This window comes from Massilia aurea (assembly GCF_040790145.1).
In the GTDB taxonomy this organism is placed as follows: domain Bacteria; phylum Pseudomonadota; class Gammaproteobacteria; order Burkholderiales; family Burkholderiaceae_D; genus Telluria; species Telluria aurea_C.
In genome coordinates, this window is record NZ_JBFMMP010000015.1 from 1 (window position 1) to 11,514 (window position 11,514).

Here is an 11,514-nt window from a genome sequence, read left to right on the forward strand (position 1 = left end):
ATGGCGTGGCGTCGCGTTACCTGCCGAACTATCTGGGTTGGTGGTGGGCACTAGACGGCGGCCGGATAATGACCGCCAAACAATTGCTACGTATCGCTATCAGTCTGATCTACAGATAACGGTGACAGCGCCTTGAATAAAGGCCGGTCACAGGGCGCATGTCGTAGACTGCATCACACACATGCTATCAAGGCAGCGCCTACATGACCGCCATCACGACGTTCTTCACGCACCAGCCGATGTTCGCACTATTTTTCACCATCGCGGCCGGCTACTTGCTGGGGGCGGTCAGCGTGAAAGGGTTGTCGCTCGGGTCCGGCGCGGTGCTGTTCGTCGGCCTGGCCGTCGGCGCGGCCGCGCCTGACCTGGTGCTGCCCGGGATGCTGGGCAACCTCGGCCTGCTGCTGTTTCTGTACGGCGTCGGCATCGCCTATGGCGCCCAATTTTTCCGCGGTCTGACGACGCCGGAAGGCATCAAGGCCAACCTTGCCGCGCTGCTGGCCGTGGTCACGGCGCTGGCGCTGGCCGTGGGCGCGGCGCTGCTGTTCCCGATCTTCGCCTTGCCCGAAGCGCTGGGCGCATTTGCCGGTGCCGGCACCAGCACCGCTGCGCTGCAGGCTGCGCTGGCCGTCTTCGGCACGTCGGCCGCGACCGGCTATTCGGTGGCGTACCCTGTCGGCGTGGCCGTGCCGATCTTGCTGCTCGGCCTGTACAACGCCGTGTTCAAGCCCAGCACCGCTGCGCCGGTCTCATCGGCCCTGCATCTGGAAGAAATCGATGTCGCCGAATTCTCCGTGCTGGGCATGACCCTCGCCGAGGCCGCCGTGCGCCTGCCTGGCGGTGTGGCCATCGTCGCCATCCGGCGCGGCGAGCACAACCTGGTGGCCGACAGCGCCATGTGCATCGAGCCGGGCGACCGTCTGCTCGTGGCTGGCAATGACCAGACGTTGCTGCACGAAGTCGCCACGCGCTTCGGACCGGCGCATCCGGGCGGCATGCTGCATGACCGGAGCGACCTCGACTACGAACGCTTTTTCATTTCCAGCGCCGCCATGGCCGGTTTGCCGTTGGGCGCGTTGACCCTGCCGCCCGCACTCAACGCCCGCATCCTGCACCTGCGGCGCGGCGACGCCGATCTGGTCATGAGCCCGTCGCGCCTGCTCGAGATGGGCGACCGCATCGGCGTGCTTGCGCCGCGCAGCAGTTTTCCGGCACTGCGCAAGCTGTTCGGCGACTCGGTGCGCAGCACGGGGGAGGTGAGCTATATCGGCATCGGTGTCGGCGTGACACTCGGCCTGGCCTTCGGCGCGATTGTGTGGCCGTTGCCGCTGATCGGGCAATTCTCGTTCGGCTTTGCCGGCTTGCTGCTGGTCGCGCTGGTGCTCGGCTGGCGCCGCCGCAGTGGGATGTTCCAGTGGGCGATGCCGATCTCGGCCAACCTGGTCTTGCGCAATTTCGGGCTGACGCTGTTTCTCGCGGTCGTCGGCATGTCGTCGGGCGCGACGTTTGCCGCCGCGATTGCCAACGATGGCTTGCTGTACCTGCTGCTCGGCAGCGCCATTGCCGCCACTCTCGTCATCGTCACGATGCTCATTGCGCTGTTCGTGTTTCGGCTGCCATTTGACAGCGTGGTCGGCATCGTGGCCGGCACCACCGGCAATCCCGCCATCCTGGCCTTTGCCAACCGGATCGCGCCGACGGACCGGCCCGATATCGGCTACGCAATGATTTTTCCGTCGATGACGGTACTCAAGATCGTGCTGGTGCAGGTGGTTGGCGTGATGGGGCGATGAGCGGGCCAATGAGCGGGCCGATGAGATTTTCACGTGCCAGCAATGCGCGCACCGTAAAATAGCGCTTTGATCGATCACGTACGGAATATTTTCATGGAATCAGCAGAGCAGCGTTATCTCGTCCGGCAAGACAAGCGTTCGGACGAGGGCAAGAAACCACCGGTCTTCGCCAAGGTCATGCGCAGCAAGGAAGGCAAGTTCGAAGGCGTTTCGTTCATCAAGAACAAGGAAAAGGCGACCGTCATGACGATCGTGCAAGCCGAAGAAGTCATTGCCTGGGCCACCACGAAGAAAGAAAAAGCAGCCGAGTACGAAACCCGGATCATTTGCGTCGGCCAATAAGCCACTCGCCGCGCCTCCCGTCAGACCACAAGAAGACACAATGCCTATTGAACCACCAGTCTCCCAGCGCCTGCGCGCCCTGGTCCGCTCCATGCCGCGCACCGGCATCACCCTCAGTGAACTGATCCGCAGCGTCGGCAATGACGGCCTGTTGATCCTGGTGGCGCTGCTGACGCTGGTGTTCCTGATCCCGATTTCCATCCCCGGCGTGAGCACCGTGTTCGGCGCCGCGATCCTGCTCATCAGCGTGAGCCGCCTGTTCGGGCGCGATCTGTGGATTCCGTCGAAGCTCGAGCACCGCGTCATCGGCACCCGCAAGCTGCGCCCACTGCTGCGCAAGGCGCTCTCGTGGCTCAAGAAGCTCGAGCGTGTGAGCAAACCCAACCGCATCCAGTGGCTGGTGGCCCAGGGGCCGGTCGCCTTCTTCAATAACGCGGCCCTGATCCTGGGCGCCGTGCTGCTGATGATGCCGTTCGGCCTGATCCCGTTCAGCAATACGTTCCCGGCCGTGGCGATCCTGTTCCTGGCGATCGGGCTGCTGCAGCGCGACGGCGTCTGCATCCTGCTCGGCCATATCAGCAATGTCGTCACCATCATCTATTTCAGCGTACTGATCGGTGGCGGTGGCCTGGCCATGCGCGAGGTGTTCAACCGCTTCGCAGGTTGAGGGCAGGGCTGGCTTGTTGCAAGGCATCTCTTTCTGATAAGCTGGCCGCCAGCAGGATACCTTCACCCCGGAACGCCGAACATGAGTAATGACATGCCTATGCTGGACGCGTCGACGATGGTGCTGGTGCTCGCACTGGGTAACCTGACACTGTGCGCGCTGCTGACGTTTTTCAATCACGGTCCCATCCGTCCTCCCGCGCTGACCTTCTGGAGCCTGTCGAAACAGATCCAGGGCGGCGCCTGGCTGCTGCTGGCGCTGGGCGACTCCGGCGTGGTGCCGGCCCCGATCTCGATCCCGGGCGGCTACGCGCTGCTGTTCGCCGGCGTGGCGATCGAGGCGGGCGCCTCGTGGGAGGCGGCGCGCCGGCCCGGCTGGCGCACGCCGACCCTGATCGTGGCCGGCGTGGCGATCCTGGTCTTCTTCCTGTGCTACCTGATCGACGAAGAGGGCTTGCGCAGCGTGGCGGCGTCGCTCCTGCTCGGCGTGTTCTACCTGTCCGGCGCGCTGGCGCTGGGCTGGCGCTGGGGTGAGGCGAGCCTGCTGCAGCGCTTCCTGGCGCTGGCCACGGCGGCGCTGGCGCTGGTGGTGGCGGCGCGCGGCTTGTCGGTGCTGCTGCTGCCACGCGGCTGGGGCTGGCTCTCGAACGATTTGCTGAGCCAATTCTCCAGCGGCGCCCTGTATCTGCTCTTGCTCGGCAATGCCTTCGGCGTGCTGCTCCTGACCCGCGAGCGCCTGCAAGACACGCTGCAGCGCCTCGAGACGGTCGACCCGCTCACCGATGCGCCGAATCGCCGCGGCTTTTTCCAGCTGCTGGCGCCGTGGATGGCGCTGGCGCGCCGGCCCGGCCTGCCGACCGCGCTGATCGTGTTCGACCTGGACGGCTTCAAGCGCGTCAATGACAGCTATGGTCATCCGGCCGGCGACGTGGTGCTGCACCAGATGGTCGCGCTGTGCCGGCGCCAGCTGCGCGACAGCGACCAGTTGGGGCGCGTGGTGGGCGTCGAATTCGCCGTGCTGCTGCCGCGTACCAATCTCGAGGAGGCCGCGCTTGTCGCCGAACGGATCCGTGCGGCCATCGACACCACGCCGGTCAAGAGCGAGCGGGCGATGATCAAGCTCACGGCCAGCTTCGGCGTGACGACGATCCGGCCCGAAGACAGCACGACGGCACTGTTCCAGCGCGCCGACGAGGCGCTGCAACTGGCCAAACAGGCCGGCCGTAACCGCGTTGCGCTGGCGGCCGATGCGGTCGCCGATATATAACAGGTGTAACACGCCCGTCACGGTGGCCGCTTATGCTCATGAGCCATGCCGCCCCTTGATCAGGAATCCCCCATCTATGCCGCTGTCGAGCTAGGCTCGGACAGCTTTCGCCTGCACATCGGCCGCTTTCACGATGGCGCGCTCGAACTCGTGGCGACCATGTTCGAGAAGGTCGAGCTGTCGGCCTCCCTTGACGAAGACGGCATGCTCGATAGCGCAGCGCTGCGGCGCGCCCTGGCGTGCCTGGCGCAATTCCGGGGCGCGCTCGACGCCTGGCGGCCGCGCGCGGTGCGGGTGGTGGCCACGGCGGCCCTGCGCATGGCGAAGAATGCATCCTTGTTCCTGCCGGCCGCCGGGCGCGCGCTCGGTCACCCGGTCGAGATCATCGCGGGCGACGAGGCCGGCCGCCTGGTGTACCTCGGCGTCGCCAATTCATTGGGCTCTGGCGAGAACACGCCACGGCTCGTGCTCGACATCGGCAGCGTCTCGACGGAGCTGGTGATCGGGCAGGGTCCGACGATCCGGCGCATCGAATCGTTCGCACTCGGCGCCGTGCGCCAGAGCCTGACGTTTTTCGCGAACGGCCGCATCGACGCAGCGGGGTTCGACGCCGCCGTGCGCTCGAGCCGCAGCCGCTTTGCGGAAGCCGGGTTCGGGGCGCGCGGCTGGGATATGGCGTATGGCGCTTGCGGCACGGTGCGCGCGCTGGCCGGGATCGCACAGCGGGGCGAGCGCATGCCCATCACGCAGGCCGATCTGGCGGTGTTGCGCGATATCTTCATCGACACCAATCGGCGGGGCCACCTGGCCGGAGGGCTGGCGCTGCTGTGCGGTTTGATGGAAGAACTCGAGATCGCGGCTGTGGCGCCAGTGGCGGCCGGCCTGCGGGTCGGCGCGCTGTGGGACATGCACCAGCGCGCCGGCGCCGTCTTCGATACGCTAGCGAATCCGCTGGGCCTGGTCTGAGACGTCGACTGCGGCATCTGGCACCGCCGGACTGATGACGAGCGGGGTTGCCGGCGTCGCGTCGCGCAGCCAGCCGAACAGGATCGCCATCATCAGTGGGCCGACGAACAGGCCGATCACGCCCAGCGTCGACACACCGCCCAGCAGCCCGAACAGCACCGCCAGGAACGGCAGGTTCACGGCCTTGCCGATCAGTTTCGGGCGGATGAATTTATCGACCAGGAACAATTCGACCGCGCCCCAGGTGAACAGGCCCAGCGCCTCGGCCGAATGGCCCTGGCCGAACAGCAGCAGCGAGACCATCGTGAACGACAGCGGCGCACCGCCCGGGATCAGGGCCAGGTAGCCGGTGATCACGCCCAGCAGCACCGGGGCCGGCGCGCCGGCGATCCAGTAGGCCACGCCCAGCACGATGCCCTCGAGGATGGCGATGGAACCCAGGCCGAGCGCCGTGCCGCGTACCGACAGCGGCAGCACGCGGCGCAGCCTGGCGTACTGGTTCGGCGCCACGCGCGCGCCGGCGCCGTCGATGTAGTGCAGCACGGCGGCGCCGTGCAGGTACAGCACGAACAGCGTCAGCAGCGTGAGGAACAGGTATAGCGCGTTGGCCAGGATGGTCGAACCCCACACGCGTGCGGTGTCGGTCAGGTGCGGCATGAAATCACCAACGGTCGTGCGCACGAGGGCGTTCAGGCCACCGGGCACGGCCAGGTGTTCGAGCCACCAAGTGACTGCCGGCTCGGCCACCAGCGGCAGGCCGGTCAGCCAGGCCGGCACCGGCACGCCGGTCTGGTTGAAGCTGATGAGAAGGCGCTGCAGGGCCGCCAGTTCGCTGCTGAGCGTATGGAACAGCAACACGGACGGGCCGACGAAGCTCACGATGAGCAGCACGAGCATGAAGGCGGCGCTGGCCAGCGGCGGCCAGCCGCGCTGCAGCATGCGCTGGTGCAGCGGCCAGGTGATCACGGCCAGCAGGCCGGCCCACGCGATCGAGCCGAGGAAATGCTGGAGCAGCAGGGCCAGCGCGGCGGCAAACACCACCGGCAGGATCCATTGAGTGTTGGTGCGCATACTGGCCTGAGTCGGGTTCATAAATTACTTCGGTGCGCATGGGACCCGCGAGGCGAGACTCGCGGCGCCGACAAGTTTACAGCAGAGTCGTGGCCTTGGCAGGATAATTCAGGATCATTTCCTGTAAAAGAGGAGTTTGTCGAAGCTTTACTTCAAAAAAACAGAAGTCTCGCTCTATGAAGCCAGTATTGCCCCCCGGATTGACGCCATCCGTCGGCGTTGCCTGCGTACCCATCGTGCATTCCAGTCCGCCAGCATACTGCTAAATCGTTTATATTGTTTGCCTTGTTAACGATGGAGCGGCCCATGCCCCGCAAACCCGCCGCCAGATCAGCACCCCGCGCCGCACGGCCGGCAGTCAAGACCGCTGCCAAACCGGGCAAGGTCGCCGTCCCCGGGGCTGCTGCCAAATCGACAGCGCCCGCCAAAGCCCCGGCGAAAACCACTGTCAAGGCGGCCGTCAAGACGGCAGCCAAGGCACTGGCTGGCGCGCCGGCCAGGAAGCCAGCCCCGGCGCGCGCCGTCGCCAGGTCGCCCGCCATGGCGCTCGTCGACCGTGCGCCGGCGATGGCGTCCCGTCCGGCACTGGTGCGCGACAGTTTCACGATGCCGGAAGGGGAGTACGCGGTGCTGCTGGAAGTGAAGCAGGCTTGCCTGCGCGCCGGGATCGATGTCAAGAAGAGCGAGCTGCTGCGCATCGGCGTGGCCCTGCTGGGCCAGCTCGACGTGGCCACCTTGCAGGGCGTGCTGGCGGCGCTGCCCCAGCTCAAGACCGGGCGGCCGCCGGTGCAGGAATAAATAGCGATGCAATAGCGATGCAATAGCGCGCCGTCAGTGAAGCGCCGAGTCGCTGGTGAGCTCCTTGAGCTCTCGGATCGGGATATTCGACTTTTCGTGCATGCGCAATAAAATCGTCGCGCCGACATTGAGTTTGCGATGGCGGATCTTGCTGATGATCGGAGGCTGCACTTCCAGCACGCGGCACAGCTCGGCGTCGTTTTTCAACTGCATGCGCTCGATCAGCGTGTCGAGCAGTTTGTTCGGTACGAAGCTCGATGGCTCCAGCGCCCGTGCTCGTTGCATCGCTTCGAGCAATTCCTGTTTTTTCTGTCGTACGGTCATGTCGGTTCTCCCATATGAAAACATGATTCAAGACAGATCAATCGTTCTGGAGTTTTCCTGCCTGTTTTGACGGCGTTTTGCGGCAGGTCGTTGCGATATTACTACGATTGCGTCGCGCACGCCTCGTATCATTTAACTAAATCGCAGCTATTCGAGCGTTTCTTCTGGGAACTTACGCTAATTTCGGCCCAGAGTGCGTCAGCAATAAAACCTTGTCGGCCATGGCGGCCGCGGCGTGGGAGTGGGTGACCATGATCGCGCCGGCGCCATGCGCGCGCGTTTCGTCGCGCAGCAGTTGCAGGATCACGGCGGCGGTGTCGGGGTCGAGGTTGCCGGTCGGTTCATCGGCCAGCAGCAGGGCAGGGCGGTGCACCAGCGCGCGGGCGATTGCCACGCGCTGCATTTCGCCGCCCGAGAGTTGGCGCGGAAAGTCGCCGCCGCGCCCGTGCAGGCCCACGGCACCCAGCATGGCGTCGGCCCGCTCGAGCGGCGCCTTGTTCAGCAGCAGCGGCAGCGCCACGTTCTGGCGCAGCGTCAGGTGCGGCAGCACATGGAAGGCCTGGAAGATGAAGCCCATGCGGGTGCGGCGCAGGCGCGTGGCGGCGTCGTCGTCCAGATTCGAGATCGGCGTGCCGTCGATGATCACGCGCCCGCCATCGGGCGTGTCCAGACCCGCGATCAGGTTCAGCAGCGTCGATTTGCCGACGCCAGATTCGCCCATGATCGCGACGAATTCGCCGGCCTTGAACACGTGCGAGAGTTCGGCCAGCACGGTGCGGCCGCCGTAGGATTTGGTGAGCTGGTCGAGTTCGAGCATGCGAGCCTTGTATTTACGCAATCCTGTCAGCGGGTCAGCGGGTCAGCGGGTCAGTGCGCGGCGCAGCGCATAACTGGCTGCATCCACCAGCGCCACCAGCACCAGCATCGCGATCACCACGGTGGCGGCGCTGGGCATCTGGAACAGCGACAGGTGGTACTTGAGCATCTGGCCCAAGCCCCCGGCCCCGACCACGCCCAGCACCGCCGCCGCGCGGATATTGTTTTCCCAGCGGTACAGCGTGTACGACAGCATCTGCGGCAGCGCCTGCGGCAGCGTCGCGTATAAAAACGCCGCGAGCGGGCGCGCGCCGTTCGTGCGCAGGCTCTGCTCGGCGTGCGGCTCGATGTTTTCCAGCGCGTCGGCGAACAGGCGCCCCAGCACGCCGGCCGTGTGCGCAGCCAGGGCCAGCGTGCCGGCCAGCGGCCCCAGGCCCGCCAGCACCAGCAGCACGGCGGCCCACACCAGTTCGGGGATCGAGCGCAGCACATTGAGCACCAGGCGCGTGACGGCGCGCGCCGCACGGCCCATGCGCCCGGCGCCGGCCAGCGCCAGCGGCAGCCCGACGAGCGCGGCCAGGATGGTGCCGATGGCCGACATGGCCAGCGTTTCCCAGAACGCGACGAGCGTCTTGCCCAAGAATGCCGGGGCGGTGTCGGGCGGCGCGAAGCCGGCCAGGAATTCGGACGCCGAATCGACCGCTTCGCGCGTGAAGAAGGCGCTCCATTGCAGCGGCAGCGAGGCGAAGCTGGCGACGATCAGCGCGAGCAGGCCGCCGAGAATGACCCAGGTGCCGATCTGGCGCGGCGGCGGCGCCGGGATGGTGGTTTGATCGGTCATCCGATCCTCCGGCGCAGCAGCTTCGAGACCAGGTCGGCGCCGGCCACCAGCAGCACGAACATGATCAGCATGGTGGCCACTTCGCCGCCGGCCATCATCTTGGTCGATTCATCGAGCCGCTGGCCCAGGCCGCCGGCGCCGACGAAGCCCATCACGGCCGAGCCGCGAATCGCGCACTCCCAGCGATACACGGTGTACGACACCAGTTCGGCGCTCGAATCGGGCAGGGCGCCATACAGCAGCGCCGGCAGCCGGCCGCTGCCGTTGGCCAGCAACACGTCGGTGGCATGCGCGTCGGACGATTCGAGAATCTCGGCATACACCTTGGCCAGCATGCCCGAATACGACAGGGCGATGGCCAGCACGCCGGCGGTCGGCCCCAGGCCCACGATGCGCACGAACAGCAGCGCCCACACCAGTTCGGGCACGGAGCGCAGCACCATCAAGATCCAGCGCAGGATCTGGCGCACGATGCCGGCCATTGGGCGAATGCGGCCGGTGCCCAGGCGCGAGATCGACAGGCGCTCGCTGATGACGAAGGTGGCGGGGATGGCGACGATCAGCGCGAGCGTCAGGCCCGCCGTGGCAATGGCCACCGTCTGCCAGGTCTCGCGCAGCACCATCGCCAGGAATTCGGGATCGGTTTCGGGCGTGAGGAAGTCGCGCAGGAAGCCGCCGGCCGCGCGCAGGCTTTGCGCGTCGAACAGCAGCCAGGGTTTGAATTCGGCCGCGACCAGCAGCGGATACAGCAGCAGGATAAACACGACGGCGGCCGTCAGGCGCGTGCGCCAGGCCGGGTCGGGATGAAGAACTGCGTTACGCCCCATGCCTAGAAACAGGCGCCGACGGCGATTTGTGCAGGCGTGTCGTGGGGCGGCGCGTCGTGCGGTTCGACGTTCTCGTTGGCGTACAGGTCGGCGATCATGGTGTCGGTGACCTGGTCGCGCGGTGCGTCGAACACGATGCGTCCGTCGCGCAGGCCCACCAGGCGGGCGAACTGTTCGCGCGCGAGATCCACCTGGTGCAGGCTGCAGACCAGCGTGGCGTTGCGCTTGGCGGCTTCCTGGCGCAGCGTGGCCAGTGTGTGACGGGCCAGCGCCGGGTCGAGCGCCGAAATCGGCTCGTCGACCAGCAGCGCTTCGGCATCGGACAATAACAGGCGCGCCAGGCCGCAGCGCTGGCGTTCGCCGCCGGACAGGCGGTCGACGCGCGCGTACAGCTTGTCGCCCAGTGAAAAGCGGGATAGTGCGGCGTGGGCCGCGTCGGGGTCGTGCGGCCGCACCAGCGAACGTAACGCCTGCCACAGCGTCCAGTGCGGCAAGCGGGCAGCCAGTACGGCCGTGACGACGCGCTGGCGCGCCGGCAGCGGCGGCGTTTGCGGCGCCAGGAACAAACGCGCGCGCAGGCGATGGCGCTCGGCGTGCGTGAGCCCCCACGGATCCTGGCCGAGGATTTCCAGTGCACCCTCGCCCGGACGGTGGGCACAGGCCAGCGTCGCGAGCAGGGTGGTCTTGCCGGCCCCGGACGGGCCGATCAGGGCGACCTGTTCGCCGGCGCCGATCGTGAGGTCGAGCGCGTGCAAGGCAGGCGCTTGCGTGCCGGCCAGGTGGCGCACGGTCACGCCGCGCAGGCGGTAGGTCGCCATCGGTATCGACTCTGCCGTGCTTACTTCAGCAGGCCGGCGTTTTTCGCAGCCGCTTCGATCGCGCCGTAGTTGGCGGTCTTGGTCGGCACGAACTTGGTGGCGCGTTGCAGTTCCAGGATTTCCTTGCCTTGCGGGGTCGAATCGTCCAGCGCCAGGAAGGCGTCGGTGATCTTCTTCTTGAGGGCCGGGTCCATGTCGGTGCGCACGGTCCAGTTGTAGTCGAAGTAGCCAGGGGTGGTGTAGAAGACGCGCACCTGCTTCGGATCGACCTTCTTGGCCTCGACCAGTTTTTCCCAGACCGAGATGTTCAGCGCGCCCGCATCGACCTTGCCACCGGCGACAGCGGCCACGGTCGCGTCATGCGCGCCCGAGAACGCGATGCGCTTGAGGTCGGCGTCCGGGTTGATCTTGGCTTGCAGCAGGAACGAGCGCGGCATCAGGTGGCCCGAGGTGGACGATTCCGAGCCGAAGGCCAGGGTCTTGCCCTTCAGGTCTTCCAGCTTGGTGATGGTCGGCACGGTGGTGATGAAGACCGAGCGGAATTTTTCGTCTTCCACGCGCTGCACCAGTGGGGTGACCTGGCCTTTGCTGCGCACGTTCGCCTGCACGAAGGTGAAGCCGCCGAACCAGACCATGTCGATCTTGCGGTTGACCAGGCCTTCCACCGAGGCAGCGTAGTCGGTCACCGGGGTGAACTCGACCTTGAGACCAGTGGCCTTGGCCAGGTAGTCGCCCAGCGGCTTGAACTTGCGCTGCAGTTCGGTCGGCGATTCGTCGGGAATGGCCGAAACGCGCAGCACGCCATTGCTCTGTGCGTGGGCGGCGCCTGCGATCATCATCGTGCCGGCAGCGGCGGCGCACAGGGTTTTGAGAACGTGGCGGCGGAAGGACAGGGTCATGGAGGCTCTTGTCTAAAAATTAAGAAAACAGTGCAGCCACAGGGGCGGCACGCTTGGTTGTTGCGAACAAGACGAATTCGGGGAAT

The 11,514-nt window shown here is 66.2% G+C and carries 12 protein-coding genes and 2 pseudogenes; 7 read left to right on the plus strand and 7 right to left on the minus strand.

The window, feature by feature from the left end:
• From AB2N08_RS18100 to AB2N08_RS18125, 6 genes and pseudogenes are all read left to right on the plus strand, one after another.
• Positions 1–119: pseudogene (locus AB2N08_RS18100) on the plus strand (IS1595 family transposase); the annotation flags it as partial.
• 84 nt (positions 120–203) lie between these two features.
• The gene (locus AB2N08_RS18105; RefSeq protein WP_367612285.1) at positions 204–1,793 is read left to right on the plus strand and encodes a TrkA C-terminal domain-containing protein; all 1,590 of its coding nucleotides are present in this window, start codon (positions 204–206) and stop codon (positions 1,791–1,793) included.
• A 93-nt stretch (positions 1,794–1,886) separates the two neighbouring features.
• Complete coding sequence (locus AB2N08_RS18110) at positions 1,887–2,135, plus strand: hypothetical protein (RefSeq protein WP_367612286.1); 249 nt, start codon at positions 1,887–1,889, stop codon at positions 2,133–2,135.
• A gap of 40 nt (positions 2,136–2,175) precedes the next feature.
• Positions 2,176–2,802 carry an exopolysaccharide biosynthesis protein gene (locus tag AB2N08_RS18115; RefSeq protein ID WP_367612287.1) on the plus strand — a complete coding sequence of 209 codons (627 nt, stop codon included), beginning with the start codon at positions 2,176–2,178 and terminating at the stop codon, positions 2,800–2,802.
• A 93-nt stretch (positions 2,803–2,895) separates the two neighbouring features.
• Positions 2,896–4,068, plus strand: a complete 1,173-nt coding sequence (locus AB2N08_RS18120; RefSeq protein WP_367612288.1) for a GGDEF domain-containing protein — start codon at positions 2,896–2,898, stop codon at positions 4,066–4,068.
• Between the two features lie 45 nt (positions 4,069–4,113).
• Positions 4,114–5,034 carry a Ppx/GppA phosphatase family protein gene (locus tag AB2N08_RS18125; RefSeq protein WP_367612289.1) on the plus strand — a complete coding sequence of 307 codons (921 nt, stop codon included), beginning with the start codon at positions 4,114–4,116 and terminating at the stop codon, positions 5,032–5,034.
• On the opposite strand, the gene AB2N08_RS18130 is transcribed toward AB2N08_RS18125, so the two are convergent.
• Positions 5,008–6,105 carry an AI-2E family transporter gene (locus AB2N08_RS18130; RefSeq protein WP_367612290.1) on the minus strand — a complete coding sequence of 366 codons (1,098 nt, stop codon included), beginning with the start codon at positions 6,103–6,105 and terminating at the stop codon, positions 5,008–5,010. The two genes, AB2N08_RS18125 and AB2N08_RS18130, sit on opposite strands and share 27 nt — an antisense overlap.
• Before the next feature lie 306 nt (positions 6,106–6,411).
• Here AB2N08_RS18130 and AB2N08_RS18135 point away from each other — a divergent pair, with 306 nt between their 5' ends.
• Positions 6,412–6,903: a hypothetical protein gene (locus tag AB2N08_RS18135; RefSeq protein ID WP_367612291.1), complete on the plus strand. Its 492-nt coding sequence runs from the start codon at positions 6,412–6,414 to the stop codon at positions 6,901–6,903.
• A 33-nt stretch (positions 6,904–6,936) separates the two neighbouring features.
• Here the strand turns inward: AB2N08_RS18135 and AB2N08_RS18140 are convergent, their stop codons facing one another.
• The 6 genes and pseudogenes from AB2N08_RS18140 to AB2N08_RS18165 form a co-directional block, all read right to left on the minus strand.
• Positions 6,937–7,227: a hypothetical protein gene (locus tag AB2N08_RS18140; RefSeq protein WP_367612292.1), complete on the minus strand. Its 291-nt coding sequence runs from the start codon at positions 7,225–7,227 to the stop codon at positions 6,937–6,939.
• Between the two features lie 316 nt (positions 7,228–7,543).
• Positions 7,544–8,044, minus strand: a pseudogene (locus tag AB2N08_RS18145) (ABC transporter ATP-binding protein); the annotation flags it as partial.
• Between the two features lie 42 nt (positions 8,045–8,086).
• Positions 8,087–8,884 (minus strand): phosphonate ABC transporter, permease protein PhnE, encoded by a 798-nt coding sequence (phnE, locus tag AB2N08_RS18150; protein ID WP_367612294.1) that lies wholly within the window; start codon positions 8,882–8,884, stop codon positions 8,087–8,089.
• On the minus strand, positions 8,881–9,711 hold the full coding sequence (locus AB2N08_RS18155; RefSeq protein WP_367612295.1) for a PhnE/PtxC family ABC transporter permease: 831 nt from the start codon (positions 9,709–9,711) through the stop codon (positions 8,881–8,883). The genes phnE and AB2N08_RS18155 overlap by 4 nt, the downstream gene beginning before the upstream one ends.
• Before the next feature lie 2 nt (positions 9,712–9,713).
• Positions 9,714–10,529 (minus strand): phosphonate ABC transporter ATP-binding protein, encoded by an 816-nt coding sequence (locus AB2N08_RS18160; protein WP_367612296.1) that lies wholly within the window; start codon positions 10,527–10,529, stop codon positions 9,714–9,716.
• A 20-nt stretch (positions 10,530–10,549) separates the two neighbouring features.
• Positions 10,550–11,428, minus strand: coding sequence for a putative selenate ABC transporter substrate-binding protein (locus AB2N08_RS18165; RefSeq protein WP_367612297.1), 879 nt, complete (start codon positions 11,426–11,428; stop codon positions 10,550–10,552).
• Positions 11,429–11,514: the final 86 nt, after the last annotated feature.